This window comes from Actinoplanes sp. NPDC019969 (assembly GCF_055562375.1).
On record NZ_JBVHFK010000010.1, the window covers coordinates 55,708 to 81,970 of the forward strand.

General features: G+C 71.0%; 27 protein-coding genes and 1 pseudogene. 10 read left to right on the top strand and 18 right to left on the bottom strand.

From position 1 onward, the window contains the following. Positions 1-45: 45 nt before the first annotated feature. Together ACZ3II_RS27900 and ACZ3II_RS27905 are read right to left on the bottom strand one after the other, a co-directional pair. The gene (locus tag ACZ3II_RS27900) at positions 46-1,044 is read right to left on the bottom strand and encodes an Acg family FMN-binding oxidoreductase (RefSeq protein ID WP_465520712.1); all 999 of its coding nucleotides are present in this window, start codon (positions 1,042-1,044) and stop codon (positions 46-48) included. Between the two features lie 60 nt (positions 1,045-1,104). Then, complete coding sequence (locus tag ACZ3II_RS27905) at positions 1,105-1,245, bottom strand: hypothetical protein (RefSeq protein ID WP_465520713.1); 141 nt, start codon at positions 1,243-1,245, stop codon at positions 1,105-1,107. A gap of 110 nt (positions 1,246-1,355) precedes the next feature. Between ACZ3II_RS27905 and ACZ3II_RS27910 the strand changes: the two genes are divergently transcribed. The 3 genes from ACZ3II_RS27910 to ACZ3II_RS27920 all read left to right on the top strand — a co-directional run bounded on the left by ACZ3II_RS27910 (position 1,356) and on the right by ACZ3II_RS27920 (position 3,309). Further along, positions 1,356-1,646, top strand: a complete 291-nt coding sequence (locus ACZ3II_RS27910; RefSeq protein WP_465520714.1) for a DUF1876 domain-containing protein — start codon at positions 1,356-1,358, stop codon at positions 1,644-1,646. 412 nt (positions 1,647-2,058) lie between these two features. Continuing rightward, positions 2,059-2,904, top strand: a complete 846-nt coding sequence (locus ACZ3II_RS27915) for a universal stress protein (protein ID WP_465520715.1) — start codon at positions 2,059-2,061, stop codon at positions 2,902-2,904. A gap of 108 nt (positions 2,905-3,012) precedes the next feature. Next, the gene (locus ACZ3II_RS27920) at positions 3,013-3,309 is read left to right on the top strand and encodes a hypothetical protein (RefSeq protein WP_465520716.1); all 297 of its coding nucleotides are present in this window, start codon (positions 3,013-3,015) and stop codon (positions 3,307-3,309) included. 63 nt (positions 3,310-3,372) lie between these two features. On the opposite strand, the gene ACZ3II_RS27925 is transcribed toward ACZ3II_RS27920, so the two are convergent. Continuing rightward, entirely contained in the window at positions 3,373-3,537 is a 165-nt protein-coding gene (locus ACZ3II_RS27925; RefSeq protein ID WP_465520717.1) for a PLDc N-terminal domain-containing protein, read from the bottom strand. Positions 3,538-3,976: 439 nt separating this feature from the next. Between ACZ3II_RS27925 and ACZ3II_RS27930 the strand changes: the two genes are divergently transcribed. Continuing rightward, a complete protein-coding gene (locus ACZ3II_RS27930) occupies positions 3,977-4,204 on the top strand; it encodes an STAS domain-containing protein (protein WP_465520718.1) in 228 nt (75 codons plus the stop codon). Positions 4,205-4,326: 122 nt separating this feature from the next. On the opposite strand, the gene ACZ3II_RS27935 is transcribed toward ACZ3II_RS27930, so the two are convergent. The 6 genes from ACZ3II_RS27935 to ACZ3II_RS27960 all read right to left on the bottom strand — a co-directional run bounded on the left by ACZ3II_RS27935 (position 4,327) and on the right by ACZ3II_RS27960 (position 10,203). Further along, a complete protein-coding gene (locus ACZ3II_RS27935) occupies positions 4,327-5,907 on the bottom strand; it encodes an ABC transporter permease (RefSeq protein ID WP_465520719.1) in 1,581 nt (526 codons plus the stop codon). Then, a complete protein-coding gene (locus ACZ3II_RS27940) occupies positions 5,904-6,809 on the bottom strand; it encodes an ABC transporter ATP-binding protein (RefSeq protein ID WP_465520720.1) in 906 nt (301 codons plus the stop codon). Before ACZ3II_RS27940 ends, ACZ3II_RS27935 begins: the two co-directional genes overlap by 4 nt. Before the next feature lie 504 nt (positions 6,810-7,313). Then, positions 7,314-8,168 (bottom strand): universal stress protein, encoded by an 855-nt coding sequence (locus tag ACZ3II_RS27945; protein ID WP_465520721.1) that lies wholly within the window; start codon positions 8,166-8,168, stop codon positions 7,314-7,316. Between the two features lie 93 nt (positions 8,169-8,261). Beyond that, positions 8,262-8,651: a hypothetical protein gene (locus tag ACZ3II_RS27950; RefSeq protein ID WP_465520722.1), complete on the bottom strand. Its 390-nt coding sequence runs from the start codon at positions 8,649-8,651 to the stop codon at positions 8,262-8,264. Positions 8,652-8,948: 297 nt separating this feature from the next. After that, positions 8,949-9,533 (bottom strand): DoxX family protein, encoded by a 585-nt coding sequence (locus tag ACZ3II_RS27955; RefSeq protein ID WP_465520723.1) that lies wholly within the window; start codon positions 9,531-9,533, stop codon positions 8,949-8,951. 259 nt (positions 9,534-9,792) lie between these two features. Further along, positions 9,793-10,203: a universal stress protein gene (locus ACZ3II_RS27960; protein WP_465520724.1), complete on the bottom strand. Its 411-nt coding sequence runs from the start codon at positions 10,201-10,203 to the stop codon at positions 9,793-9,795. Positions 10,204-10,469: 266 nt separating this feature from the next. On the opposite strand from ACZ3II_RS27960, the gene ACZ3II_RS27965 reads away from it, so the two are divergent. After that, the gene (locus ACZ3II_RS27965) at positions 10,470-11,393 is read left to right on the top strand and encodes a universal stress protein (RefSeq protein WP_465520725.1); all 924 of its coding nucleotides are present in this window, start codon (positions 10,470-10,472) and stop codon (positions 11,391-11,393) included. 185 nt (positions 11,394-11,578) lie between these two features. Here ACZ3II_RS27965 and ACZ3II_RS27970 read toward each other — a convergent pair. After that, positions 11,579-11,758 (bottom strand): annotated as a pseudogene (locus ACZ3II_RS27970) (helix-turn-helix domain-containing protein); the annotation flags it as partial. Positions 11,759-11,770: 12 nt separating this feature from the next. Further along, on the bottom strand, positions 11,771-12,007 hold the full coding sequence (locus ACZ3II_RS27975; RefSeq protein WP_465520726.1) for a hypothetical protein: 237 nt from the start codon (positions 12,005-12,007) through the stop codon (positions 11,771-11,773). Positions 12,008-12,217: 210 nt separating this feature from the next. On the opposite strand from ACZ3II_RS27975, the gene ACZ3II_RS27980 reads away from it, so the two are divergent. Then, on the top strand, positions 12,218-12,478 hold the full coding sequence (locus tag ACZ3II_RS27980) for a hypothetical protein (protein WP_465520727.1): 261 nt from the start codon (positions 12,218-12,220) through the stop codon (positions 12,476-12,478). Between the two features lie 3 nt (positions 12,479-12,481). Here the strand turns inward: ACZ3II_RS27980 and ACZ3II_RS27985 are convergent, their stop codons facing one another. Beyond that, the gene (locus tag ACZ3II_RS27985) at positions 12,482-12,829 is read right to left on the bottom strand and encodes a helix-turn-helix transcriptional regulator (protein ID WP_465520728.1); all 348 of its coding nucleotides are present in this window, start codon (positions 12,827-12,829) and stop codon (positions 12,482-12,484) included. 289 nt (positions 12,830-13,118) lie between these two features. On the opposite strand from ACZ3II_RS27985, the gene ACZ3II_RS27990 reads away from it, so the two are divergent. Beyond that, positions 13,119-14,063 (top strand): TerC family protein, encoded by a 945-nt coding sequence (locus tag ACZ3II_RS27990; RefSeq protein WP_465520729.1) that lies wholly within the window; start codon positions 13,119-13,121, stop codon positions 14,061-14,063. A gap of 613 nt (positions 14,064-14,676) precedes the next feature. Here the strand turns inward: ACZ3II_RS27990 and ACZ3II_RS27995 are convergent. Together ACZ3II_RS27995 and ACZ3II_RS28000 are read right to left on the bottom strand one after the other, a co-directional pair. Continuing rightward, positions 14,677-15,222, bottom strand: coding sequence for a wax ester/triacylglycerol synthase domain-containing protein (locus ACZ3II_RS27995; protein WP_465520730.1), 546 nt, complete (start codon positions 15,220-15,222; stop codon positions 14,677-14,679). 28 nt (positions 15,223-15,250) lie between these two features. Further along, complete coding sequence (locus ACZ3II_RS28000) at positions 15,251-15,760, bottom strand: flavodoxin family protein (protein WP_465520731.1); 510 nt, start codon at positions 15,758-15,760, stop codon at positions 15,251-15,253. Positions 15,761-16,136: 376 nt separating this feature from the next. Between ACZ3II_RS28000 and ACZ3II_RS28005 the strand changes: the two genes are divergently transcribed. Beyond that, the gene (locus ACZ3II_RS28005) at positions 16,137-16,964 is read left to right on the top strand and encodes a hypothetical protein (RefSeq protein ID WP_465520732.1); all 828 of its coding nucleotides are present in this window, start codon (positions 16,137-16,139) and stop codon (positions 16,962-16,964) included. A 9-nt stretch (positions 16,965-16,973) separates the two neighbouring features. On the opposite strand, the gene ACZ3II_RS28010 is transcribed toward ACZ3II_RS28005, so the two are convergent. Beyond that, the gene (locus tag ACZ3II_RS28010) at positions 16,974-17,243 is read right to left on the bottom strand and encodes a hypothetical protein (protein ID WP_465520733.1); all 270 of its coding nucleotides are present in this window, start codon (positions 17,241-17,243) and stop codon (positions 16,974-16,976) included. A gap of 416 nt (positions 17,244-17,659) precedes the next feature. Here ACZ3II_RS28010 and ACZ3II_RS28015 point away from each other — a divergent pair, with 416 nt between their 5' ends. Then, positions 17,660-19,999, top strand: coding sequence for a DUF3376 domain-containing protein (locus ACZ3II_RS28015; protein WP_465520735.1), 2,340 nt, complete (start codon positions 17,660-17,662; stop codon positions 19,997-19,999). Between the two features lie 195 nt (positions 20,000-20,194). Here ACZ3II_RS28015 and ACZ3II_RS28020 read toward each other — a convergent pair whose 3' ends face one another. Continuing rightward, positions 20,195-21,112, bottom strand: coding sequence for a pentapeptide repeat-containing protein (locus tag ACZ3II_RS28020; RefSeq protein WP_465520736.1), 918 nt, complete (start codon positions 21,110-21,112; stop codon positions 20,195-20,197). Continuing rightward, positions 21,109-22,698 (bottom strand): M6 family metalloprotease domain-containing protein, encoded by a 1,590-nt coding sequence (locus ACZ3II_RS28025; RefSeq protein ID WP_465520738.1) that lies wholly within the window; start codon positions 22,696-22,698, stop codon positions 21,109-21,111. The genes ACZ3II_RS28020 and ACZ3II_RS28025 overlap by 4 nt, the downstream gene beginning before the upstream one ends. A 212-nt stretch (positions 22,699-22,910) precedes the next feature. Here ACZ3II_RS28025 and ACZ3II_RS28030 point away from each other — a divergent pair, with 212 nt between their 5' ends. Continuing rightward, complete coding sequence (locus ACZ3II_RS28030; protein ID WP_465520740.1) at positions 22,911-25,391, top strand: sensor histidine kinase; 2,481 nt, start codon at positions 22,911-22,913, stop codon at positions 25,389-25,391. A gap of 419 nt (positions 25,392-25,810) precedes the next feature. Here ACZ3II_RS28030 and ACZ3II_RS28035 read toward each other — a convergent pair whose 3' ends face one another. Then, complete coding sequence (locus ACZ3II_RS28035; protein ID WP_465520742.1) at positions 25,811-26,143, bottom strand: hypothetical protein; 333 nt, start codon at positions 26,141-26,143, stop codon at positions 25,811-25,813. Between the last annotated feature and the right edge of the window lie 120 nt (positions 26,144-26,263).

Genomic DNA, 26,263 nt, shown 5'->3' on the forward strand with positions numbered 1-26,263 from the left:
GGAAGCGCCGTTCCGGACCGGTCCGGCAGGGCCATCCGGCCCGGTTCAGTCCTCGACGATGACGGCGTCACCGGGCGCGCGGCGCGGGGACGGGGGAACCTCCTCCGCCGATTCGACGTAGCCCAGCCGTACGATCAGGTACGGTTCGCCCGCGCCGTCCAGCAGCCGGGCCAGCAGGTGCCGGGGCCAGGCCCGTTCCACCGCTTCGCTGATCGGCGCGGTCGCCAGGCCCTCGGCCGTGGCCCGCAGGAGCAGGGCGGACATGGCCTCACCGGCGCGGAGCAGGGTGGCCGGCTCGTCGCAGGCGCCGAAGAGGATCACGTACGTGGCGCCTTCGTCGTGGTCGGCTCCGGCGAGCAGGCCAGGGGAGCCCCCGGGCAGGAAGTTGCGCGCCGGCACACGGCGCAGGCCGGGCGCGACCACGGTGTCCGGCGGCACCCCGTCCCCGGTCCACGCCGGCCGGTGGGTCCAGGCGGTGAGTTCGCTGCGGTGCGCGGGGTCGAAGTAGTCGGCGTCCGCGGCCAGATCGACCGGGATCGCCAGCTCGGGCACCCGGTCGTCGGGGACGGCATGCAGCCGGGTCCCCTCCGCCTCGACAAGCTTGCGGAGCCGATCGAGGGTCTGCTCGGTCACCGGGCGCTCGCCGAAGGGCCGGCGGTCGGTGCGGCGCCGGCTGATCGCGGCGGCGAGAGCCCGGGCCTCGGGGTCCGGCTCGCCGCGACCGGTGATGCGGATCCTGGCCAGCAGGTCCGGGCGCCAGTCGTCGGGAAGACGCTGCACCTCACAGCGCCACCCGGCGGCGGCCAGGGCGACCCGGGCGTGGTGCAGGGCGCCACCGCAGCTGACCAGCAGCAGGCGGCCCTCGGCGTCGGTGACGCCCAGCCGCCGGTCCGGTTCGGACGTCAATTCCAATACGGACCCGGTGATGCGCCACTTCCAAGGCTGCGTATTGAACACGGACGGGGCCCGGAGAGAGGTCCGGGCGGCCGTCTCCAAGGCGTCGCGCGCCTCGTCACGGCTCACGTCGCCGGTCGGCTCTGTCATGGCCAACACCTCCGACAGTCGCGGGTTTCCCTCACGATGGCAGGCCGGAGGGAGCAGCTGTCAGGGCACAAAGACCTGAGACGCGGGTCCGGCGGTGCCATGCTGCCTGCCGATGCGATCCGAGCCCGGAGAAGCGATCCGCTCGGTCGGTGACGCGGCGGGCACGACCGCGATCTCACTGGCCGGCAGCACCAGCGCCACGACGGGAGGGCCATCCTGCTCCGCTGTCGTGTGAACTGCCGGTATCCGGGACGGGACCATCGACCCTGTGCCGTGGGCGGAGCCGCGCAGTCTGATGGAAAGAGAAGACCGTGAGGAGGCGCATGATGATGCACACCCGGACCTGGACGGTCGAGATCACCATCGGCGAGCACGAGGACGACCGCCGTACCCGTGCCGTCGCTGTGCTCCGCACGGAAGCCCGCCCGCAGGTACGTGGCGAGGGTGTCGCCCGCCGTTCGCCGCGCGACCGGGAGGTTCCGGAGATCGGCGACGAGCTGGCCACGGCGCGAGCCCTGGCGGATCTGGCGTACCAGCTGCTCGACGTGACCGCTGCGGACATCGAGGCGGTCGTGCACCGGCCGGTTCACCTGAGCGGCTGATCCACTGTCGGGAGGTGGACGACGACACGGTTCGAGGAACGCGATCCCTCCGACGCCCGTGTCGGTGACGTCGTGGTCGGCGTGGACGGTTCCCCGTCGGCCCGGGCGGCGCGGCAGGTCCAGGCTCACCGGCGGGCGGCTGTACGCCCTGACAGCCTGGGAGATCCCCTCCTGGTACGGGTGGGCGCCGATGCCGCCGTACGACGAGGATTCGGTCAGTCAGCAATGTGTCCAGCACGCGCGGTGCCCGGTCGTGGTGGTGCGCGGCAGCCAGTGAGGGCAGTACCGAGACGGCGCCACCGGCTCCGGCCGGTGGCGCCTGCGTGATGTGGCGCCTGGGACGCCGATCAGCTCACCCCATGATGCCGATCGGCCCTGCCGGGCCTGCCATAAGGCGTTCTAGCGTACGGATATGAACAGTGTCGTGTCGGTTCAGGAGAAGCGGCCCGTGGTGGTCGGCATCGACGGCATGCCGGCCGACCTGCAGATCGTCGATGTCGCCGCCGCCGAGGCGGCCCGCCGCGCGGTGCCGCTGGAGGTCGTGCACGCATGGCCCGGCAGGCACCCGGGAGCACCACGCCAGCGATCCACGCTGCCGCATCCTGCCGAGGGCCGCCACCTGCTCGAACTCGCCGGCCGCCGGGCCCGGCACGGTCATCCCGGCCTGCCGGTGCACACAGGTCTGGCGGACGACGGCGCCGCCGAAGCTCTGTTGCGGCGTTCCGCACGGGCCTGTCTGCTCGTGGTGCGGCATCGCGACGAGGCGTTGCTCGGGCATGGCTGGGGGTCGACGGCGGCGTACCTCGCGCATCACAGCGACTGCCCGCTACTGGTGTATCGAAGCCCGTCGCCGCAGCGCGGACCGGTCGTGGTCGCGGTCTCCGGCCGGCGGAGCGCCACGGTGGACTACGCCTTCGAAGCGGCGTCGCGACTCGGATGCCCACTGGTCGCCGTGCACGTGTCCGGCCCACAGAAGACCGGCCGACGCCAGGAGGCCGTGGATCCGCCGGCCGCGATCCTCGCTGATTGGTCGGTGAGATGGCCGGACGTGTCCGTGGAACGGCTGCCCATCGGCGAGGCCGACATCGCCTACACGACGGAGCGAGCGTCCCGGCGTGGCCGCCTTCTGGTGGCCGGGCGGGGACTCAAGGGCTGGTTCGTCGAGCAGCTCTACAGCGCCACCGCCGTCGGTTCCGCCGGGCGTCCGCTGTGCCCGGTGCTGCTCGTCCCGCCGGGGTGGCTCGAGCCGGCCGACTGAACCGCCGGACATCGGTCCGTTCTCTGATGGTGCCGCGTCAGCGAGACTTCGGTCCCTGCCGATCAAGAGCAGGGCGGCCGAGGATGAGGATTGATGGAGGTGGTTCCCATGGCGATTCTGCTGGTCGTCACCCTGGTTCTGATCATCGCCGCTGTGGGGCTGTTCCGGCCGGAAACCGACGCGGAGGCGAGCCAGGCCGGCGAAGGAAAGGACAACCCCGGACAAGCTGCGAGCGACGCCGAATCCGCGCCGACGACACTTGAAGGCGTGCTGGTGGCACAACTCATCAGCGGTGAGATCAGTCATGGCCAGTATCGCAAGGCGGTCACACGGATCGCCGAACGCGACGACGAACGCAATCCGATGACGGTGCCCGGCAACGACCGTCCGGACGCCTGCGCCTGACCGCCTGGCGGGCGGGGATCGGCAGCCGTACGACACCCCGCCACATCAGGTGTGCGGGGGCGGTCAGTTCCGGCGGCCGCGGACGAGATAGGCGAGCGGCCCGATCGGCTGGACGAAGAGCACCGGCCACCAGAAGGCCTTGGAACCGCGGACCCGCGACCCCGGCCTGCGGGCCAGGTCCGCGATCGCGAAGGCGGTGAGCGCCAGTTCCACGGGAGCCAGCACCATGGTCGCCTTTCGTTGCCACGGCGACATCTCTTGCCAGGATGTGTGCGACATCGGATACCTCCAGCGAGGCGTGATGTGATCGGCGTCCGTGGCCCGTTCGGCACCACCGGGGACACCGGCCCGCCGCGGGCCACGATGTGATCGTGGTCGGCGCCCTTACTCGTGCTCTGCCCGTGCCGTAGGAGCAGCAGTGACCCGCCGCCGGTGCCGAGTCTGCCCGCGGTCGTGGTGTTCTCGTTCATCGGGTCATGCGCCTGTCGTCGTGGGGACAAGAGCCCTGCCGGGCGGAATCGGACTCTATTTCTGGCGGACGAAATCCCTGTTGCGAAACAATGGGCTGGAAGGCTGGTATCCGTCATGGAGATGTCAGCCGTCGGTGCGGGAGTGCGCCATGGCTAACGGGGACAACGATGTCGACGGTGTCGGCCGGCAGTGGTGAGTGACCGGCGATCGCCGGGATGACGGCTCTATTCGGATCATCATGGGCGGTGACCTCGACACGTTCACCGTATCCGTCCTGCGGGCGCGAATCTCGGCACTGCTCGCGTTGCTCATCCGTTGCGTGGAATCGGACCTTGCCGACGTGAGCTTCTGTGACATTGCGAGGATGCGGGAGCTTCAGCTTCTTCGCCCGCGCGGGCGTGACGAGGGGGTGATGTGCTCGTGACTGCGGTGAGCCCGGCGGTACGATTGCTGTTTCTTCTCACCGGCCACGACGACTGGACGGGTGGGACCGGCGTCGACCCGTGAAGCCGGGCCGTGATGTGAGGCGCTGGTCGCGCCGGATGTTCAGGACAGGGCGGCGCGGCGGCGCCGGACCACCAGCAGTGCGGCCGCGGTCCAGGCCGCCACCACTGCCAGTTGTCCCGGGGCGAACCCGGCGCCGGTGACGGCCGGATCGGTGGCGGCGAGCACCGCCCGCAGCAGGTGACGCAGCGGGAACACGTCCGCGACGGTGGTGAGCCAGAGGGGGAGCCGCTGCTCGCCGACGACGAAGATCTCGGAGACGAAGCAGAGCGGCAGCAGCGTTCCGAGCGTGACGGCGACCATCGACCGTGCCGACGGCAGCAGCGCGGCGATGGCCAGGCCGAGCGCGGCGAAGCACAGTGAGCCGGCGGTGATCGCGATCAGCAGTGCGGGGATCCGGGCCGGAGACAGGCGCACGCCGAGGAAGCCGGTGCCCACGACGGTGAGCAGCGCGGCGGCGAGCAGGGAGACGATCAGGGCCGCGCCGACCCGGCCGGCGAAGTACCAGCGGAACGGCAGGGGAGTGCCGCGGAGCCGTCTGAGGACCCCGGCGGCGCGGGCGCCGACCACGCTCTCCGGCATGTCGACGTACGCGGTGAGAGCCGCCGTGTAAGTGATCATGCCGGCGAAGAGGTACTGGGCCATCGTCATGCCGTGCACGCTGGTGTTGCCGAACACCGTCGGGAACAGCGCCAGCAGCATCGCCGGGAAGACCATCGCGAAGAACACCGACAGCGGGTCGCGGCGCAGCCCGAGCAGGGCATAGCCGATCTGGCCGGACAGCGGGGACCTGTGGTGGGCCGCGGAGGCGGCGGACAGGTGAACGGGCTGCGCCGCCCGGACCGATGACGCCGCGGCCGCAGTGGCGCCGGGGTGCGGCTGCCAGGAGAACCGGGAACGCGCGACGACGGCCCCGGCGGCCGTCCAGAGCGCCAGGACGAGCAGATGGACGGGGGAGAAACCGTACCCGGCGCCGGGATCGAAGGTCTCCGCCAGGGCGCGGGCGAAGTGTTGGAGCGGCAGCAACGATCCGGCCGCGTCGAGCCAGCGGGGCAGTTCGGCGCCGACGATGAAGACGTCCGAGATGAAGGCCAGGGTGATCAGCAGGCCCTGTGCCAGGGTCTGGGCGACCAGGGCGGTCCGGGCCAGCGAGGCGAGCGCCAGCCCGAGTGCGGCACAGCAGGAGATCCCGAACAGCAGCGTCAGCAGCAGTGCCGGCACCTTGCGCCAGATGACCTGGACGTCGTAGGCGAGCACCCCGACCGTGACGAGCAGGGCCATCGCCGCACCGGAGGCGGCGATCGACGCGCCGATCCGGGATGCCAGAACCGTCCAGGCAGGCACCGGGGCGGCCCGCCAGCGCAGCAGGACACCACTGTCACGCAGCGCCGTCATGTCGACGGCCACCAGGACGAACGACGCCTGCGCCACGCCGAACACGGCGAACGGCGCCACCAGGTACTGGGCGATCGGGACGCCACCGCCGGTGTCTTGATCACCGACGATGGTGGCCACGATGACCAGGAAGGCGAGCGGGAACGCGAGTGTGAAGAACGCGGCGATCGGGTTGCGCAGAAAGGCCCGCACCGCGTGCCCGGTCAGCGCCCACAGCGAAGCGATCATCGGACGCTTCCCTCGGTCAGCGCCAGGTAGACCTCCTCGAGCGTCGGCGGGGCGACCGCGAAGTCGGGCAGGTCGGCGCCGCGTTCGGTGGCCCATCCGGCGAGCCGCCACGAGTCCGCCACCGGCGCGTGCGACGCCACGATCACGTGACCGGCGGTCACCGCCGGACGGGCGCTCAGCGGCGGCAGGTCGTCCGGGGACGATCCCGGCGGCAGACTGAAGCTGATCATCGTGGGCAGGTGGCTGCCGGCCCGCAGCCGCTCGGGCGCGTCGACGGCGATCAGCCGGCCCTCGCGCATGACGGCGACCCGGTCGGCGAGCCGCTGCGCCTCGTCGAGGTAGTGGGTGGTCAGCAGGATCGTCGTGCCGAGCTCCCGCAGGCCGGCGATCACCTCCCAGGCGTGGTGCCGGGCAGCCGGGTCGAAGCCGGTCGTCGGCTCGTCGAGGAACAGCAGCTCGGGCGCACCGGCCAGTCCGAGGGCCAGATCCAGGCGGCGGCGTTGCCCGCCGGAGAGGCTCTTCACCCGTGCGGTGCGCTTGTCCTCCAGCCCGACCAGGGCGATCAGCTCGTCAGGGTGCTGGCTCCGCGGGAACAGACCGGCCTGCAGGCGAACCAGCTCGCGGACCGTGAACTCCTCCTCGAACCCGGCGGACTGCAGGACCACCCCGATCCGGGAGCGGTACGCCGATCCGCCGGTCGCCGGGTCGAAACCCAGCACCCGGACGGTTCCGGCGTCCCGCGTACGGTAGCCCTCCAAAATCTCCACGGTGGTCGTCTTGCCGGCGCCGTTGGGCCCGAGCAGGGCGAAGATCTCGCCGTCGCCGACCGAGAAGCTGATCCCGTCGACGGCCCGCACCGGTCCGTACGCCCGGGTCAGGTCGCGTACCTCGATGGTGGCCATACTTCCAGGCTGGTGCCCCGAAGCCCTCCGGGGCAGTGCCTGAGGTCCTGTCTTTCGGCCCTTCCGGAGGGCTCCGCAGCCGGCGCAGTCTGGACCAGGAATAGTTCCTTCGGCCAGGAGGCGGAATGAACACTCTACGGAAGGCGATGTGCAGGTGGGGGCGGCATTCCGGGGCGTGGTCGCTGCCGGGCAGCCGGTGTGAGATCGCGCGGATCTGCGAGCACTGCGGGAAGTGTGAGGAGAAGCCGTGCCACCTGTGGCGGCCGTTCGACTATGTCGCGAACGACGGCTGCGAACAGATCCGCGGTTGCGAACGGTGCGGAGCGACGGAGTCGCGCACCCAGCACGTGTGGGGACCGTGGATCTACGGCGACGAGGAACTGGTGACGGCCCAGTCCCGTACCTGCCGGCGTTGTCACCGCACCGAACGGACCAGGCGTTTCTCCGTCCTGTAAGACTCAGGCACTCCGGGCCCGATGCGGGCCCGGAATGCTGTCGGCGCGGTCACTGGTGGCCGGCGCCGTCGTGAATCACAGCCACCGAGCACGCGGAGTGCCGCAGCAGGTGCTGACTCACCGAACCCAGCAACAGCCCGCGGAACGCGCCGCGCCCTCGGCTGCCGACCACCACCAGCTGGGCGGTGGCGCTCGCGCCGGTCAACGCGGCGGCGGGGTGCTCGATCAGCGCCTCGTCCTCGATTTCCAGGCCGGCGAAAGACTCCCGGACCGATCGCACCAGCGCGTCGAACCGTTCGCGTTCCGCCTCGGTCACCGTGTTGGTGACCATCGCCGTCTCCTCCCACAGTCCGCGCACCGGAGGCCAGGCGTGGATGATCCGCAGCGGCGCCTTGCGGGTCACCGCTTGCCGGGCGGCGAAGTCGAGCACTGCCGGAGCGGCCGCGGAGTCGTCGATGCCGGCGACCACGGGCGTGTTCGACGCCGGGTCGCCACGGACGACCACGACCGGGCAGCGGGCATGGGCGGTGACCGCCGTGCTCACCGAGCCGAGCAGGCCCGCGACCGCGCTGTGCCCGCGTCCGCCGATGACGATCATCAGCGCCTGTGCCGACCGCTCCACCAGCGCTGCCGAGGCATGCGCGTCGTTGACGGCCGTGGCGACGTCGACCAGGGGATGGGTCTTCTTCGCCCGGGAGACGGCTTCGGCCAGTGTGCCGTTGATGATCTCGTATCCGTAGTCCTCGGGCCGCACCGCCATGGACGGCACCATGGTCTCCGGCCAGTTCCGGGCGTAGAACAGTTCTACCGCTGCCCCGGTGCGGCTCGCCTCGTCGAGCGCCCAGGTCAGGGCGGAGTCGGCGAACGACGACCCGTCGTACCCCACGATGATCTTCTTTTGCATGGTACGGATCTCCTCTCCGTTCCGGGTCTCGCCGTCTTTCTCCCTCCATGGCATGCCCATCGATGGATGACAGGCAGGGGCGCACGTCCCGTCTCAGCGGGCCCTATGTCCCACCCGCCCGGACCACCAGGACGGCACGCCGGCGCCCGATGGCAGGACCACCGCCAGCGGGCAGCAGGTCCGGCCGATCAGCGCACGCGTGGTCATGCCCAGTGGCCGCGCCGGGGTCAACGAACCGCTGGTGGCGTCCACGACGAGCACGGCGGCCTCCCGGCTGATCGTGCGCAGACGGGCATAGCTCACTGCCGCACCGGAACTCCCGTCGTCGGTGACCGCAGCCATCACGACCGTGCCGGTCGCTGGACAGCCACAGGACAGCTCGATGCCCGGGCACTCCGCGGTGAGCCGTAGCCGCCAGGACGTATCGGCGGGCAGGGACTCCCGGACCGCCGCCGCCAGTCTGTCCACCGGTGTGTGTCTCACCGTCGACTTCATGGCTCACCTCCGCCGGTGGTGACGGATCACGGCGCCTACCGGCGGGGCTGTCTCCTGGATCCGGCAGCCGTCGAGGCGACGGTGGATTCGGTGGGGACGTGGCGGGCACAGACTCCGGAACGGGCGGTCAGTGCCGGGTGGCGCAGCGCCTGAAGCTCCTCTTCCACGGCGAACGCCATCGGAGTGATCATCAGCCTTCTCCCGGGGTACGGACGTCTCCGTGGGCGGGGCCACGGAGGAGGCGGCGCGCCCCGGGTTCCGGGGCGCGCCATCTGGGTGTGGTGGTCAGATCAGCCAGGGGTTGCGCTGCACGAGAGGCAGGCGAGCCCATTGGCGGCCGAGGCCCCAGGTGTGACCGGCGTAGGTGAGCGCGGTGACGATGGCACCGAGTGCGTAGATGAGGTGGTAGTCCATGATCGGGTTGGTGGAGCGCGTCGCCTCGCCGGCGTTGGTGTGCTGTGCGGGCGGGAACTCGGCGAACCACATCATCACCAGCATGACCGTGGCAGCGCCGGCGGCGATCCGCAGGCCGATGCCGAGGATCAGGGCCACCCCGATGCCGAGCAGGCCGAGCATGAACAGCCAGTCGGCCCAGGCCTGGCCGGCGATGTCGTTGAAGAAGCCGGCGAACGGGCCGACGTCGACGCCGGAGAGGAAACCCTTGGTGGGGGAGCCGCCGTCGATCCAGGCGCGTTCGGCGGGGGTGGCGTAGTTCCAGCCGAACGTCTTGTCGAGGAACGCCCACAGGAAGACGAATCCGAGGGAGATCCGCAGGACGGCCAGGGAACGGGCGGCCGTGGGGGTGAGTGCCGAGCCGGGCACGGGCGCCTGGTCGAGGTGGGTGGCCGCGTCGCGGCCGGTGGCTGTCATGATGTCCTCCTTACTCATGTGTCTCTATGGATGACTATCCGTCCCGGGGTCGTGTGGTCACCTGTGCCGCCAGGCCCGACCGCTGGTGCCGAAAGGCCTCGGGGGACAGCTGCAGCCGGGGTGTAGGCGCGGACCGCGACCAGGCCGGCGCCACGGTCGCGCGCGGCGGCGAAGGCCGTGTCGAGGACGATGTCCGCGGTGGCAGAGTCGTCCACCCCGGCTGCCACCGGTTCCTGAGAAGTGCCGATACGGCCGCGGATCACGGCCACCGGGCAGTGTGCGTGGGCGGCTCGCCCCGCTGGGACACCGAGCCGAGCAGCAGGCCGGCGAGTCCACCTCGGCCACGACTGCCGACCACCACCAGGGCGGCGGTCTCGGACATTCGGACCAGCAGGCCGGCCGGGTGACCTATCGGCACCTCGAATGCGATGTCGACGCCTGGCGCCTCTTCGCCGGCTTGCCGGGCCGCCTCCGCGGCGGCCGATGCGGCTGGCCGCCGGGCCACCTCGAAGTGCTCGCCCGGATAGTCGTAGCGGCTCACGGACCTGTCCCAGTCCAGGACATGGACGACCCGGAGCGGCAGGTGCCGCCGCTCGGCCTCCCGTGCGGCCCACCGAACGGCCTCCAGGCCGGTGCCGTCGGTGCCGACGACGATGGACGGAATCTGCATGGCTGCTCCTTTCCTGATGTGTTCCATGGAAGGCGGTGGATCAGTGGCATGGCGGCCACCTCCGTCCGCCTCCCACTGCTGAGGGCTGGGGGATGGGTGGGGCAGGGTCGATGGGCCCGGCTGGTGGACGGGCATGTGGCGGCTGGTGGAAATGCCGGTGCGCGGCGGGCCGATCGGCACTGTCAGCTACCGCGGTCGGATGGTGGCATGGAGGGAGAGACGCTGGCGTGTTGCCGGCGTTCCGGCATTCGTCCGGAGGTGCTGCCATGAACCGGAGAGACGACTTCAGGGCGGAGTCCGCGGCACGCCGTCACGCCGGTGAGGTGATGCTGCCGAACCGCTTCAGCCAGATGATCAACAGGTACCTCGGGGTGGCGAGTTACCCGGACCCGTGCGCGGTCGGGCCGGCCGCGGCCCCGGCGGAACATGTTGCGGTTCCCGGAGTGGGTGGTGGTGTCGTGGTGGTCGGTGTGGATGACAGCCCGATCAGTTGCGTCGCCGCGGACCACGCGGCGATCGAGGCCGAGTTGCACGGCTGGGATCTCCGGTTGGTCACGGTCCGGCACAGTGCGACCGACGAGTCCGGGGTAGCCCTGTTGCGGCGGCTGACCGAACGGGCGCACGCCGGTTCTGTCACGGTGCCGGTCACCGGCCGGCTCATCACCGGGGCGCAGCCCGGTGCGGAGTTGCTGACGGAGGCGGCGGACGCGGATCTGCTGGTCGTCGGCCACCGGCATGGTGCTGCCACGATGGCGCTGGGCCGCAGCATCGCCGACCGAGTCGGCCGGCACCATCCGGGCCCGGTTCTGGTGGTGCGGATGCCCGGCTGGCCGCCGGGGGCGGAGTTCGGCCGGCGGCCGGTGGTGGCCGCTGTCGACAGCTCGCCGACGTCCCGGTCAGTGGTGGAGTTCGCGCTGGTGGAGGCTCGTGCCCGTGGTAGCGATCTGACCCTGTTGCATGTCGTCGGTGACCGGATGGATCTGGCGCGTCGTCTGGAGGTTCGTGACGGTGTCGTGGTGCATCACCGGATCATCTCCGGCGATCCCACGTCGGCGTTGCTGGAGGAGTCGAGTCTGGCCGCCGCGGTGGTGGTCGGCCGAGTCCGTGGCGTGCTGACGGGTTCGTTGCTGCGACCGGCGGCAGTCATGGTGCCGCGGCGGGCTTTCTGCCCGGTCTTCCTGGTCGGCTGACCGCCATGGACGCCCTGATCGTCATCGTGTCCGTGTGGCTGTTCCTGCGGATCGTCGGGTTCGCCGTTCTGCTTCTCGCCGAACGTGAGCCCCGGCCGGACGGCGGTCAGATTCGGGTAGGCCGCGATCGCGCCGAGCATGTCCGGCGGCAGGTCCCCGGCCCAGGCCACCAGCGCGTCCACGGTGGTCCGCAGCGACGCCGCGATCGCGGGCAGCACCCGCTCGGACGGCGCGCGCAGGCCGCGTTCGATCTGGGAAAGGTACGGGTTGGAGATGCCGGCCATCCCGGCAAGCTGCCGCATCGACAGCTCGGCCAGCTGACGCTGCCGGCGGATGATCTCGCCGAGGGTGACCGGCTCCTCCATGACCCGGGCAGCCTAACGGCCCGCCGCCAGCGCCGCGGGGACGGTGCGCTGGGCGGTGCGCAGCACGTCGATCCGGCGGCGCCCGTCCATCGGGTTGGCCCCGATCGCCGCCAGGTCCTCCGGGCCGGGCGTCACCACGGTCACTGCCGCTCCGGTCCGGGCCACCCGGCGGGCCTCCCGGTCCAGTCGCGCCGCGAAGAAGTGCCGTAACCGCATGAAGTCGAGCTCACCCCGCAACACCGCGGTCACCTACCTGATCAGCCAATCCCGCCTCGACGGACGGATCTGGCGTCGGTCATCGTTCATCGGCGGCAAGGCGGTACGGGCGGACGATGAGGACCGGGCAGTCGGCGTGGTGCAGCAGCTGCAGGCCGGCGACCAGAGTGACCGCCTGGACGATGAAGCCGATGAGGCAACGACCCGTCGTAGCCGGCCAGCACGCGGACCGCGGAGTCGTCCATGGATGTTTCTCCGGCAGGTGGCACGGCGTGGGGTGAGCGTGTCACGGAACCGGCAAGCTCGCCGGTGGTCTACATGCCCGGCTACGGCAACAGTCTGCTCGGCGAGACGCACGTCTTCGACGCGAGCATCAACTTCGTGGAGAAGCCCGTCACCGCCTATGGCCTGCTGCACAAGTCGCTGTCGCGCCCGGCGCCGGCACCAGCAGTCACCGGCAAGCCCTCGCGTCCGCCCCGCGCCGACGGGCAGGGAGGTGGGTGATGTTTACCCGGCGTGGCCGGGACCTACTGGTTCGCGTTGCTGTGGAGCGGCGAACAGGCCGAGCAGCTCGCCGATCCGATGGTCGGCCTCGGCGGGGTGCCGGAACCGGCCGCGGGGATTGACGGTGTACTCATTGCGGCGCCCGACGCGCTGTCGCTGCAGGTAACCGGCGGTCTCGAGGTCGGCGACGATGGCTTGGGCGGCGCGTTCGGTGATGCCGACGGACGCGGCGACGTCGCGCAAGCGTGCCGTCGGCTCCCGGGCGATGGCCAGCAGCACATGAGCGTGGTTGGTCAGAAAGGTCCAGTCCTTTGCGGCCCGGTCGGGGCGGGACGGCGTATCCGGGCGCATGGTCCTCCTTCTGTCCTGCCAGCAGAGGCCTTCAGCCCTCAATATACGTTGCGGGAATCGCGAAACTCGCAACGCCTTCGCCTCCGCCGGCCCCTTGACATGCGAAGGATACTTCGCGAATACTGGATCGTAGTTCGAGGGGGAGTACCCGACGACCCACGCGCCGCCGTCAGTACGGAACCGGCCTATCCGGCTCCCGGCCGCGCAGCCACCGGTGCGGTGGCCCGGGGAGACCTTCGTCCAGTACGCCGGCCTCTGCCCGGGCCGGCCGGACGAAAAGTCTCCCCGCATGGCCGTCTCCTGGTGGGCCTGGACCCTGGTGATGATCGCGATCGCCGCGATGCTCGCCACCGATCTGTTCCTGCACCGCGACAACCACGTCATCGGCTTCCGCGAGGCCGCCGTCTGGTCCGGTGTCTGGATCACCGCCGGGCTGCTGTTCGGCGTGATCCTCTGGGCGTGGCAAGGCGGGGAGGTCGCCGGAACGTACTATGCCGGCTATCTGATCGAGAAGGCGCTGTCGATCGACAACGTGTTCGTCTTCGCGCTGGTCTTCACCTACTTCGCCGTGCCCCCGGCCGTCCAGCACAAGGTCCTGTTCTGGGGCGTGATCGGCGCGCTGGTGTTCCGGCTGGTGTTCATCTTCGTCGGCGCCGAACTGCTCGAGACCTTTTTCTGGACCGCGTACGTGTTCGGCGCGTTCTTGATCTGGACCGGGTACAAGATGGCCTTCCGCCACGGCGACCAGGCCGAACCGCAGCGCAACCCGGTCGTACGCCTGGTTCGCAAGGTCGTTGCGATCGACCCGAGGTACCACGGCGACCGGTTCCTCACCCGCATCGACGGCAGGCGGGTCGCCACCCTGCTGTTCGTCGTCCTGATCGCGATCGAGGCCACCGACCTGATCTTCGCCATCGACAGTGTCGCGGCGATCCTGGCCATCACCACCAGCACGTTCCTCGTCTGGACCGCCAACGCGTTCGCGATCCTCGGCCTGCGCAGCCTCTACTTCTGTCTCGCCGGGCTGCTGCGCCGTTTCGTCCACCTGCACTACGGCCTGGCCGTGCTGCTCGCCTTCGCCGGCGTCAAACTGATCCTGTCTGAAACCCCGGTCGGCAAACTGCCCATCCCGGTCACCCTCGGCGTCATCGTCGTGACGATCACCGTCTCGATCATCTGGAGCCTGCGCAGCACTGCTCGGCGGCCGGAACCGCGCTCCGCTCCGTCCCACTGATGGGGACGTGCGCCAGGCCGCATGGCGTCACAGTGCCGTAGGCACTGGCGAGGAGCCCACCGATGGCCGGGCGAGCCATCGGTGGGCTCCTCGAGGTCACAGGACGAACGGCCGCTCGTAGGTCAACGCCGCACCTGCCGGTCCGAGAGGGTGAGACGGCATTCGGATGCACCGGTCCGACCCATAGCGTGGAGCTCAGATCGACCGGACTCACCCGTGCGGTCTGCCAGGTCGACGGATCCGCCGCGGACAGAGGCGCGAAGGAGCCGGGGGCGTACCCCTTCTCGCGGCAGGCGCAGCCCGCGGGATCGTTGGCGAGGACCCTGCCCTGGGACGCGAGATCTGCGTGCGTCTGCCGGCCCGAGCCGGCGGGCGAACTGTATGCGTCGCGGTGCCGGCTCGTGGAGTTCGGGCGGTTGTCGCAGGCGCCGGATTCGGGTCGGCGGGTCGAGTCGTAAAACTCGCCGGACGGGGACGGTGATCTCCGGCGGTTCTTCTCAACCCGCCGCAGCCGGCTGCCGGGAGGGCGCGTCTCGGTCAGAGCGCTGTGTGCCGCCCAGGAACAGCAGCACCGCGGTGTGTGTCCGGAGCATCTCCGCCTGCATGGGCGCCGTCATGACGTGCCGCCTCTCGGTCGCCCTCTTGTCCACCGTGGCAGGGCCGGGGGGACTCCGAGGCGGTCCAGTGACCCGAGAAGAGCCATCATGGCGGTGCCGTCGGCGACCACATGATGCATGACGAACACCACCGCGATACGACCGTCGGTCAGCGCGGGTGCCAGCCACATCCGCCACAGCGGCCGGGACCGGTCCAGCGTCTCTGTCGTCAGCCCGGCGACCAGTTCCATCAGGGCGGTCTCGTCGCCAGGCGGTTGCGGCTCGGCCACCAGGATGTGGTCCTCGATCCGGAAACGACCGGGCGTGATCCAAACCGGAGGACCGGCGAACGGTCCGGGGACGTACGGGATCTGGCGCAGCCGCGGCACAACGGCGAGCCGTTCGCCGACCAAGGCACGGATCTCGGTGATCCGCGGACGCCCGGAGCTGTCCAGCAGGGAGCCGGTGTCCTCGAGGACCGCGACGGCGGCCATGTTGATCGGGACGCCCGGCCGCTCGACGGCCAGGTTCAGCAGGTCCTCGGGAGTGAGCCGGTCAGACATCGCGGTCTCCGTGGCCCGGTGGTGCCGGTCAGGCCCGCTGCGGGGACGTCCGAGCCGCGACGTCCTGTGCCCACCGGCGGGCCCGGTCGAGCTCGCCGCCGGCCAGCGGGCCGGTCACGCCGGTGACCCGGAAGCTCTCCGGTGGCGCGGCAGGCCGGCCGCCGAGGCGGCGCAACCGCTTCAAGGCCTTGCGCGCGGCGGAGCCCGGCAGGAGCGGCTTGCCCATCTTGGTGTCGAACGCGGCCACCGCGAGCCCGGCCAGCGGCTCCAGACCGGCGAGGTACTCCCGGATACCGGTGCCCTGCGCCCCGGCACGAACCTCGCCCTGCTTGGCTGCATCGGCCCGGCTGGCGGGCCGGCTCAGCCCGAAGGCGTGGGTCGGCGCGCCGACCACCAGCAGCGCGGTGTCGCGCACCGGGGGCAGGTTCTGGACATCGGCCAGGGTGACCTCGAAGGTTCCGGCGAGACCGTCGGCGACGCCGCGTGCGACGTCGGCGGTGTTGCCGAACATGGATTCGTAGACGACCAGCGCTCTCATCAGGACTCCCCTCATCATGGGCCTGGACGCTCCTTCGAGCACACCCCGGGCCGGGCTCGCTCCGACAGGGCCGTTCGGCCCTGCCCGGCCGCCGGGTGGCGAGCACAGGCTGGGTGGTATGGCACAGACGTGACGGCTCCGGCCGAGGTCGACGAACGCCAGCCGCCGACCAGACTCCTCCGGCACCTGCTGGCCCAGTTCACCCAGCCGTTGGCGGTCGGCGTCGCCACCGTGCAAGGGCAGTTCCCCAACGAGCAGCAGCGGACCATCGTCACGGTGCTGACACGTACCGTCCCCGGGTCGCCGCCGTACGACTCGAGCCGGCACAGGCGGTGGCATAGCCCATGCTCGACTGCGGTTTCTACAGTGGACTTCCATGGCATGGTTCGCGTGGTCAGGCAAATGGCTGCTACTGCTGGCCGGTCTTCCGGTGCTGTTCGATCTGCTCGGAGCCGCCCGGCTGCGCCGATGCGGCGTATGGATGCGATGCCGGGCTGCGGGGGCACGGCGGCGGCGGCGCCGGGCGCTGGCTATTCGGCGGATCGTCGATCTGCAGCGGTCGGCCTACCTGGATATCGTCACGGGCCAGGGTACTGACCCGTACGGCATCGACCGGGTCCTGACGCTGAATGTCGGGCCGCCGCCCTGTGCCCCGGCCCACGACATCGCTGTGGAGGAGTATCAAGCCTGGTGGTACGAGGTGACGGCCGACGTGCGGCGAGAGTTCGGGCTCGCCGCCGACGAGCGGATCCTCACTCCTGCACAGTCCGGAGCGGACGACGTGTTCCTCGAGGAGCGGATCGGTGACTGGCTACGGATCGTGCTGCCGGCTGATCAGCGACGATACGTCGGCCAGGCGATCGGTGCCGGGAACCGGAGCTCCTTCCTCGCATTCATCGCCTTTGCGGCCGTGACGGCGGCCGGCGCGCTCGTGGCCTACGCCCTGCACCTGTCGGTGACGGGATGGTGGGATAGGACGCTGTGGCTGTCGATGACCCTCGTTCTCGCCTCCATCATGGCGCTGCGGGTGATGTCGGCGCCCGGTATGACGCTGGCCGCCGTATGGCGGGTGCTGGCGGTACCCGTACTGTGGCTGGCCCGGCAACTCGACCGCGCCCAGCCGCTGCACCTGTTGCGATGGACCGCGCTGGTGTTCTTCCTCTCCGGGTCGGCTATCGATCTGTGGACATCGCACCCGGGGTAGCCGGATGGCCTATCCCGCGGGGTCAGCCGCCCGCAGATCGCGACGGGCGGCACCGGCCGATCCCACGAGGGTCAGAAGCGTGCCGGCCGTGGTGATCCACAGCAGCGTGCCGGTCAGCAATGCGGCGAAGCACGTCATCGTCACGGCGGCCGGCCACTGGCCGAGGGCGTAGGCGAGGCTGCGGGCGGCGATGCCGCTGCCGTCGGCATCCTGGCCGAACTCGGCCTGGAACGCCGTATCCAGGCAGCGGTCCTGGCCACCCGCCTGCTCGGTGAGCACCCGCGCTGACCATCCGGCTGCTACCGGAAACCGTTCTCGGCCGCTCGCGCGGTCGCCGGACCGCCCTGTCGTGCCCGGAGAGGACCGAAGGCCCGCCACGGGGGTCTGCCGGTCCTGCCCGGCGGGGCCCCCGAGATCTACCGTGAGAAACGGGGCGCGGCGAGAGCGGAAGGGGCGCGTTGATGACATCCCTGGACCAGCAGATCCTCGCCATCTGACACGGCGCGACCTGCGCATTGACCAGCGGAGCCATCCTCCCGAGCGGATCGACGCCGCGCCGTCAGCGCCGCTCCAGGGCGAGCCTCGGCCGGCCGCTCGCTGCGAGCCGCAGCGCCACGAGAGAAACCTCGGCACCCGGTCAGGGGTCTCCGGCCGTTTCCCGCCCCGCCGCGTGCCGGGTCCACCACGATGGGGCGATGAGCAGGACCCAAATCCGTCTCGGGCTGGTCTTTCAGGGCGGCGTCTCGCTGGCCGTGTGGATGAGCGGCATCACCCATGAGATCGACCTGCTGCGCCGGGCCGGTGCGCCGGACCGGGCCGAGCTGCCGGCCGATGCCGGGCCCTCGCTGCGCGGCTGGCGGGCGCTCTGCGACGAGCTCGGTGTCGACGTCATCATCGACGTGGTGGCGGGGACCAGTGCCGGTGGCATCAACGGCGCCGTGCTCGCGTCGGCGGTCGCGGCCGGTAACCCGCTGCCGTCGCTCAAGGAGCTGTGGGTGGAGGCCGCGCAACTGGCGCGCGGCAAGCTGCTGCGCCGGTCCGGGGCGGGGCCGCTGGCCAGTCTGCTCGACGGCGGGTACTTCACCGATCAGCTGCGCGGGCTGTTCGACCGGGCGCTGCACGACAGCGGCAGGCCGACCGGGCATGCGGTGACGCTGCTGACCACGGCCACCGCCCTCGGCGATCAGGACACCGTGTGGAGTGACAGCACCGGGTGCCGGTTCGCGGTGCCCGATCACCGGCGGGTCTACCGGTTCCGCCACGATCCGGGGGCGGTGCTGTTCCGGCCGCCGGCCGGGCCGCTGCCCGAGGATCCGTTCACGTTGTTCACGCCGGCCGACCCGGGCCAGTTGACCGCCGCGGCGGCAGCCGATGTGGCCCTGGCCGCGCGGGCCACGGCCGGTTTCCCCGGCGCTTTCGAACCGGTCGCGGAGGCCGGCCTCGGCGCCTACCGGGTGCGATGCGAGACCGACATCGGCCGGCACGGCGACAGCGACGGGGCGGTGCTCATCGACGGGGGAGTGCTCGACAACACCCCGTTCGAGCCGTTGATGACCGAGATCTGGCGGCGGCCGGTGGAGTCGGACTGGCGTCGGGTCATCGGTTACGTGACCGCCGGGGACGGTCTCGACCACGCGACGGTCGCGAAGCGGGACGGGTCGGGCGAATACCGGCTGGACACGGACTGGTTCCCGGTGCTCACCAGCGCGATGCGGATGGGGTCGGAGAGTTCCTTCCGCAACGGGGTGGACGCCCTGGCGCGCCGCTCGGCCGAGGCGGAACGGCAGGTGCGGGGGACCGAGGAGCTGTTCACCGAGGCGTTGCGGGATCCGGGTACGGCCCGGGCCGCGGTCGACGCCCTGTATCCGCTCTACCGCCGTAACCGCATCGAGTCCGGCCTGCTCGACGCGTATCAGGCGCACACCGGGGAGCTGGCCACCCGGCCGTTGTGCACCCCCTCGCTGAGCGGTGTCGACCCGGAGCGGGCGCCACGCTGGGTGCCGCCGGCCGACTTCGATCAAGCGTGCGACCTCACCGGGGAGTGGCGGTGGGGGACAGTGGTCGCCGACCGGACCATCCGCCTGCTGATCCGTGACCTTCGCGTACGGGCCGCCGGCTCGCCCGCTCTCGACGACACGCTGCGCTCGCTCAGCCGGGTGCTCACCGCCGTCATCGCGGTTCGCGACCACATCGCCACTCTCGTCGTCACCGCGGAGGACGACGACGCGGAGACGCTGCTGCGTGCCGTGAACGACGCGGCCGCGGCCAGTTCGAGCCCGGCCGTGCTGGGCGCGTTGCTGCGCGCGGGCGCCGACGGTTATCTCGCCGGCGCCGGGCTGGACGCCGGGCCGGGCGACGTGCTGCGTGCCGCGCTGATGGCCGAGGTGCTCGCCTCGGCGGCCGGCGGTGACGGCCCGTTCCGCCGGATGAGCCGGTTCGACGTGCTGCGGATGGGCCCGGATGTGACCTCGCCGCTGGTCGAGCCGGGACGGCCGCTGGGCGCCTGGAAGCTGTACGGCACGCAACTCCGGCATTTCGGCGCGTTCGCCCGGCCCGAGTGGCGGGTCGCCGACTTCGTCTGGGGCCGTCTCGACGGGGCCGCTCATCTGATCGGGGTGCTCGTCCGGCACGGCGACGATCCGCTGCCCGAAACCGCGGCCGGTCTGGTACGCACGGCGCAGGAAGCGGTGCTGGCCGAGGAGGGCACCACCGCGGCGGATCTGGCCGAGGATCTGCGGACGGTCGACGAACTGGACACCCGGGCCACTCTCGACCTGATCCGCAGCACGCCGAGCGGCCGGGCGATCGCCCGGGACACGGTCACGGACGTGTTGCGGATGCTGACGGTACGGGGCGCCGGCACCCCGTCGGCGCTGTCGTCGGCGGGATCGTGGCTCGCCGGGGTGCTGAGCCGGCCATCGCCGCCGGGCCGGCCGCCGGCGTGGTGGCTGAAGCCGCCGCTGCGGCTCGTCACGGCGTGGTGGCCGCGGCGGCGGTTCTGGGACTGGGTCTACGGCCGCCTCGGACGTCCGTAGCCGCGGGACCCTTCGCCGATCTTGACGAGATTCCAGTGCTCCTCGCGGTGGCCACTGCCGCATTCCGGAATCGGGTGATCTTTCTTCAGATACTGCGGCTCCTCCCCTTTGCAGCGTGGCTGCCAGTAGCCGGCGCACGGTGCGGGCTGGCCCGGCTTCGGCTGACGGGCGACGGCCGCAACGGGTGTGGCGGTCTCAGCGTTCATGACAGTTTCCTCCTGAGGGAATCGATGCGGGTGACGTCGACGGCGGCACCAGGGCGGAGGCGGCCGGCAGATCGGCCCCGGTCAGCCGCGCCCCGGTCAGATCGGCGCCGGTGAGGTCGGCGCCGTCGAATCGCGCCTGCCTCAGATCGGTGCCGCGCAACCTGGTGTCGATCAGGGTGGTCATCGAGTATTCGTTGATGTTGCGGAAGTCGGCTCCCAGCGCGCTCGCCCGGTCGAAGACAGCGCTGTCGAGAGTGGTCCCGCCGAACCTGATGCGCTGCAGCGACGCATCGGCGAACGTAGCGCCGGTGAAGTCCGAGTACGCGATGATCGCGTTGTCCAGATGGACGCACCTCAGGTCGGCGCCCGGCAACTCCACCCCGCGCAGGCACACCCGGCGCAGGTTGAGCCGCTGGTCCCGGGGAGTCCGCTCGATCCGGAACAGCAGGACACGCAGCGCCGCGACCACGTCCAAGGTCGTCTCCGGCCGTTCGTGGCACTGCTCCGGAGAGCCCTGCTTCATCCCGGCCTCGTTCTGGACGTAGTAGACCAGCATGTCGATGATCGCCGAGCGGTCCCGATCCGACTCGAGAGCGATCCGGCCGAGCGAGTAGAAGGCGCCCACCCGGGTGATCATCGTGCTGCTCCCGAGCTGCTCCACCGCGCTGGTGTAGCGCGTGGTGATCTGACCGTCCTGGTTGATGTGGAAGGTCAGCCACGAGATCAGGACCGCCAGGACCGCCGTCAGCGCGGTGACCACGGACGTGACCAGCGGCAGCAGGGACTTCTGGTCGCCCGGACCGGCCCGATTACCGGCGCCGCGCCGGGACGCGAGACGCGGTGACCGGATGCCGGGCGCCCGCAGTCTCCGCCGGGCCGCATCCCGGGGAGAGCCGGCCGGGTTCATTCCGCCGGCAGCGGCGCGCCGGCGCCGGCCAGCGCCCCGTGGCTCTCCACTCTCGCGGGCAACGGGTCGGCGGCAGCGTCACCGAGAGGGGACGGCTCTCCGGCCTGGAACCTGATCACCGGCCCTGGCGCGGTGATGTCGCTGATCACCAGACCGGAGTCGGCGCCGTCCCATCGTACGGAAGAAGGCTCGGTGGTGTCGTCGAGCGCCACGCCCGCGGTGGCCGGGAACAGGTCGCCGGCGTCGCCCGTGTTCCTCGGGTTCGTCTCCAGGTCGCGGCGGCCGTCGGCCTGCAGCAGCGCGCACTGGTAGTGCAGGTCCGGGGTGCCGTCCTGCAGCTCGTTGGAACCCAGCGTGTCGCAGTGGTAGACGGCCAGGCCGCTGGAGGGCAGCCGCGCGTCCGAACCCAGCCGGCTGCGGTTCTCCACCAGGAAGTACTCGTTGGGCAGGTCCGTCGAATACCGGAACACGCGGCGGTAGTCGCCGTGCGCGACCTCGAAGACGCCCGGCTCGTTCAGCGAGACCAGCTCGTCCGGCCAGCCGGCCAGGTCACGCAGATAGGCCGAGAGCGCGGCCGGCGCCCGGCCACTGCCCACGTGGTTGCCGGACGACATCACGCAGTACCGCCCCAGGCCGGCGCTGCGCCCGTCGTCGCCGTCCCGGGCGCCGTAGTCGTACAGGTCCGGGAACCGGCACAGCAGGTGGCCGGCCTCGTGGCAGAAGGTGCCGATGGACAGATCCGCCCGGGTACGGCCCATGCTCGTGAGGGTGTAGTAGTGGCTCCGCAGGCCGCCGGGGAGCCGGCGGGGATACACGCTGCTGTGCGGCCAGAACGGCATCTGGTAGATGGTCTGCCCGGCGTACATGAAGCTCAGCGCGTCGACGACGCCCTCGCCCCGGGAGTCGTACGCGCTCAGGTCGACGCCGTGCCGCAGGACCAGGTCGAGAGCCTCGGTGATCAGCGCGGACGCCGGCTGCGGGGTCTCCTCGGGGACGAAGTAGGACGACATCGGCCGGGACAGCGTGACCGGCCCGATCACATCGTTGCGGTAGTCGAGCTTGCTGTTGGACATCTCGAGCCAGAAGTCCCGGACCGAGCCGCGGTTGCCGTCGAGGGCGTACCCGGGCTGGTTCAGCAAGGCGTCCACCTGCGACATGGTGACCGCGGACTGCTGGTCCGGGAACTGGATCAGCACGGTGAGGCCCCGTACCGTCCCGCGGTCGAGGCGGCGCCCGGTCAGCAGGCCGCCGGCCGGACCGAAGGTCAGATCGACGCCGTCGACGGCCGGGGACGGATCGAGCGCGTTCGCCCGGACGGCGGCGCGCTGCCGGCGGACCACCGGTGGTTCGTACAGGTGGGGTGCGACGTGCGGCGGGGGAGCGGCGGTGATCGGTACGCCGGTCGTCTCGAAGCGGCCCTGCTCGAGCTGGGCGTAGCAGTACCGGCCGATGGTCCGGTCGTAGACGACGGTGTGCCCGGTGAGGGACTCCCGCCGGGCGTAGAACTCGTCACCCCAGACCACCAGTTCCACCGCCGGTCCGGCGTCCTGCGGAAAGGTCAGCCTTTCCCCGAAGACCGCGCTCATCGCACCACTCTCCCTTGAGTTAAGGGCAGTCTGCGCTCGGCGACCAGCGAACATGGAGAAACAGGGCAACGCGGACATATTTCGCCCGGACGGTCGGGCCGGGCTGGCCGTTCGGAGGATGGTGCGCCATCTGGAAAACCGACAGTGAATGTCCCAATTGTGCACACCCTGAGCATCGCAGCGGTGGAATGGGGTGACGGGAGGGGACGGTCGTGGACACGCGCTTACTGGAGGACCCTGCCCGGGCCGCCGCCGCGGATCAGGCGGTAGGCCTGCTGACCGGCGCCGGGATCTCGCTGGACGGATTGTGCCGGATGGCGGCGCATCTGCTGGACGCGCCGATGGCAACCCTGTCCGTCGTCACCGCCACACGGGAACAGCGGCTCGGCGGACACGGGCTACCGCCCGCACCGGCCGGGCGGGATACGTGGCCGGTGGCGGAGTCGCTGGCAGCCGGCGTGGTCGGAGACGCTGCGGTGCTCGCCGTGGCGGACCTCCCACCGAACCCTGCGCCGGGCCGCCACGGTGCGCGCGCGATGCTGGGCGCACCGGTCCGGGACACCCTCGGCCTGCCGGTGGCGGCGCTGGTGGTGCTCGACGTTCAGCCCAGGCCCTGGTCGGATGAGGACGCGGGCGTCCTGGCCGAGATCGCCGACCTGCTGACCGCATCGGTCTGGGGCGCCGGCGGCGACCATCGCCCGCAGCCGCCGCTGGACAGTGCGGCGCTGCTGGACAGTGTGCAGGAGGCGTTCATCGCGGTGGACCAGGCCGGGATGATCCGCGGCTTCAACCGGGCCGCGCAGGAGATGTTCGGGCTCTCCGCCGAGCAGGTGTGCGGCCGCAGCCTGGAGGAGGCGCTCGCGCCCCGGTACGGCGGTGAACCGATCACGGCGGCGCTGCAGCGGCTGTTCACGGCGCGACCGGTACGCCCGGTGCAGCGGGAGATGAGCATGCGTCACCGCGACGGGCACTGGATCGCGACCCGGGCCTCGGTGTCGGTGGTGCACGGCGCCGCGGGCGCCCTCGCCGCGGTGTTCCTGACCGATCTGACCGCGCAGGCCGCCGCCCAGCAGACCGCGCGGCGGCAGGCCCGGTTCCTGACCGCGTTGCTGGACAGCCTGTCGGTCGGTGTCATCGCCTGTGACGACACCGGCCGGGTCACGGTCATGAACCGCGCGCTGCGCCGGGTGCACCATCTTCGCGAGACCGGACCGGTGACCGACGACCTGCCCGTCTCGGGCCCGACATCGATACACGACACCGCGATGCGGCCACTGACCCGGGACGAGCTGCCGCTGCTCCGCGCCTGGCGCGGTGAACACCTCGCCGACGTCGACGTGGTGGTGCAGGTGCCCGGCGAGCGGATCCGGACGTTCTCCACCACCGCGCAGCCGATCGTCGGCGACGGCGGGCAGCGCCTGGGCGCGGTCGCCGTCGCGCACGAGGTCACCACGCGGCGCCGCACCGAACGGTTCGGCGACTGTCACCAGGACATCGAGAAGGCTCTCCGCGCGACCGACTCGATCGCCGAAGCGGCGCCCGGGGTCCTCCGGGCCGTCACCGCCGCTCTCGGCTGGCCCTGCGCCGAACTGTTCCTGGTCGACGAGGGCGACGCGGCGCTGCGGGCCGTCGGCCACCACCACGACGACGGCATCGACCCGGACGGGTTCTTCGGGCACGCCCCGGTGAAGGGCCTCGGCATCACCGGCCGGGTCTGGCAGACCGGTCAGCCGCTCTGGGTGCCGGACGTCAGCGCCTACCCGGATCTCACCAGCGACTACGAACGGCAGCGTGTCGCGGTGTGCGCACGCAACGGCATCCGTACCGTGCTGGCCGTCCCGGTCCGCGACGGCGGCACCCTGCTCGGCGTGCTCACCTGCTACGCCGCGACACCGGAGGTCCACGAGGACCTGCTCGTGCTGCTGCTCGACGGCATCGCCGCGCAGATCGGTGTGTACGTGGCGTTACGCCGTACCGAGGAACTCGCCCGGCAGTTGGCCCGCGCCCAGGATGACTTCCTCGACCTCGTCGGCCACGAGATGCGTACCCCGCTCACCTCGATCACCGCCAACGTCGCCCTGCTGGCCGAGGACGCCCACGGCTTCGACGAGGACCAGCGGCAGATGCTGGACACGGTCGCCCGCAACACCGCGGCGCTGCAGCACATCGTGGACGCGCTGCTCGACCTGTCCGCGCTGGAGGCCGGCCACCACCGACTGAACCCGGCCGATGTCGATCTGGCCGCCGTCGTGGCCGCGGCGGTCGCCGCCATCCGCCTGGCCGCCGCGGACGCCGGGGTGCGCCTGCACACGAGCATCGACGCTCCGGTACGGATGTCCGGCGATCCCGGGCGGCTGCGTCAGGTCGTCGACGACCTGCTCGCCAACGCCGTCACCTACAGTCCGGCCGGCGCCGACATCCACGTCCGGCTCAGCGCCGACGGCCATCACGCCGAACTGCTCGTGAGCGACACCGGCATCGGCACGCCCGCGGCGGAGCGGGCCCGGGTCTTCGACCGCTTCTTCCGCGCCAGCAACGTGCGCCACCACGGCACTCCCGGCAGCGGTCTCGGGCTCAGCCTCGCCCGCACCATCGTCGGCCTGCACGGCGGCACCATCACCCTCGACGCCAACCAGCCGGCCGGCACCACCGCCCGCGTCCGCCTTCCCCTGCACGGGACCGCGAACGCATAGCGATTACCGGCGGGTTCCGCAATTCGCCCGATCGGTCGGGCTGGACCGATCGCTCCGCAGAAAGGCCTGACGGCGGAAGCCGGCAGCCCACCCGGTGCGTACCTTTTGATTTCGTGATGCCGTCGGTTCCTACTGTCGTCAGGGACAGGGACATGAGAATCAAAAGAGTTTTCCGTACGGTCGCCGCTCCGGCGAGTGCCGCCACCGGGTACATCTACGTGTCGTTGCCGACCTGGCTCGGGAACTGCTCGCTCGGTGGCTCTGTCAAATACGTGGGTATGTCGAGCTATTCGAACAGCACCTCGGGTTACAGTTCCGACTCCGGTGATGATCTCGCCTATCTCCGGGTCGGTATCAATGAGAGCGTGAATTTCATCGGCCGTACCGCGAGGCCGGGTCGTACTCGTCCGGCGCCGGGCCTATTTCCTGGGCCGTCGGGCGCGTCCCTGCCCGGATCTGCGCGGCCGTGCCGGCTGATCGGCCGGGGCGTCGACCGCGCCGGGATTGGAGAACACCACCGGAGCAACGGCAGGGCGCGCGGCCTCCGCCGGCGGCCAGGACGACGCCACGATCGCGGTCCCGCTGACCGGCGCCGCCGGCGTCAGGTGATCCAGCATCTGCTGAGCCTGGCCGGCATCGATGCCACGGGCCGGGTCGACGCGCACGCCCGCGGCATCAGCGAGATCCTCGACATCCTCGCTGGTCACGACCGCAGACCCGAGCGTGCTGAGCCGACGGGCGAACTCCGGCACACTGATCATCCTTTGCATTCCTCCACAGCTCACGAATGACATGGCCGACTCCACGGGGTCAGGAGCGACCGGTCACGACAGGCCGGATGTACCCATACCCGCCGGCAGGTGAACAGCCGG

What these genes read in the sequence shown, in the direction of transcription:
- ACZ3II_RS28020 (WP_465520736.1), bottom strand. Translation starts at nt 21,112, where the DNA reads ATGAACCCGGCCGGCTCTCCCCGGGATGCGGCCCGGCGGAGACTGCGG.
- ACZ3II_RS28005 (WP_465520732.1), top strand. Translation starts at nt 16,137, where the DNA reads ATGGCATGGTTCGCGTGGTCAGGCAAATGGCTGCTACTGCTGGCCGGT.
- ACZ3II_RS27900 (WP_465520712.1), bottom strand. Translation starts at nt 1,044, where the DNA reads ATGACAGAGCCGACCGGCGACGTGAGCCGTGACGAGGCGCGCGACGCC.
- ACZ3II_RS27995 (WP_465520730.1), bottom strand. Translation starts at nt 15,222, where the DNA reads ATGTCTGACCGGCTCACTCCCGAGGACCTGCTGAACCTGGCCGTCGAG.
- ACZ3II_RS27990 (WP_465520729.1), top strand. Translation starts at nt 13,119, where the DNA reads ATGGCCGTCTCCTGGTGGGCCTGGACCCTGGTGATGATCGCGATCGCC.
- ACZ3II_RS27960 (WP_465520724.1), bottom strand. Translation starts at nt 10,203, where the DNA reads ATGCAGATTCCGTCCATCGTCGTCGGCACCGACGGCACCGGCCTGGAG.
- ACZ3II_RS28015 (WP_465520735.1), top strand. Translation starts at nt 17,660, where the DNA reads ATGAGCAGGACCCAAATCCGTCTCGGGCTGGTCTTTCAGGGCGGCGTC.
- ACZ3II_RS27935 (WP_465520719.1), bottom strand. Translation starts at nt 5,907, where the DNA reads ATGATCGCTTCGCTGTGGGCGCTGACCGGGCACGCGGTGCGGGCCTTT.
- ACZ3II_RS27965 (WP_465520725.1), top strand. Translation starts at nt 10,470, where the DNA reads ATGAACCGGAGAGACGACTTCAGGGCGGAGTCCGCGGCACGCCGTCAC.
- ACZ3II_RS27985 (WP_465520728.1), bottom strand. Translation starts at nt 12,829, where the DNA reads ATGCGCCCGGATACGCCGTCCCGCCCCGACCGGGCCGCAAAGGACTGG.
- ACZ3II_RS27940 (WP_465520720.1), bottom strand. Translation starts at nt 6,809, where the DNA reads ATGGCCACCATCGAGGTACGCGACCTGACCCGGGCGTACGGACCGGTG.
- ACZ3II_RS27915 (WP_465520715.1), top strand. Translation starts at nt 2,059, where the DNA reads ATGAACAGTGTCGTGTCGGTTCAGGAGAAGCGGCCCGTGGTGGTCGGC.
- ACZ3II_RS28025 (WP_465520738.1), bottom strand. Translation starts at nt 22,698, where the DNA reads ATGAGCGCGGTCTTCGGGGAAAGGCTGACCTTTCCGCAGGACGCCGGA.
- ACZ3II_RS27920 (WP_465520716.1), top strand. Translation starts at nt 3,013, where the DNA reads ATGGCGATTCTGCTGGTCGTCACCCTGGTTCTGATCATCGCCGCTGTG.
- ACZ3II_RS27925 (WP_465520717.1), bottom strand. Translation starts at nt 3,537, where the DNA reads ATGGTGCTGGCTCCCGTGGAACTGGCGCTCACCGCCTTCGCGATCGCG.
- ACZ3II_RS27980 (WP_465520727.1), top strand. Translation starts at nt 12,218, where the DNA reads ATGGATGTTTCTCCGGCAGGTGGCACGGCGTGGGGTGAGCGTGTCACG.
- ACZ3II_RS27955 (WP_465520723.1), bottom strand. Translation starts at nt 9,533, where the DNA reads ATGACAGCCACCGGCCGCGACGCGGCCACCCACCTCGACCAGGCGCCC.
- ACZ3II_RS27945 (WP_465520721.1), bottom strand. Translation starts at nt 8,168, where the DNA reads ATGCAAAAGAAGATCATCGTGGGGTACGACGGGTCGTCGTTCGCCGAC.
- ACZ3II_RS28000 (WP_465520731.1), bottom strand. Translation starts at nt 15,760, where the DNA reads ATGAGAGCGCTGGTCGTCTACGAATCCATGTTCGGCAACACCGCCGAC.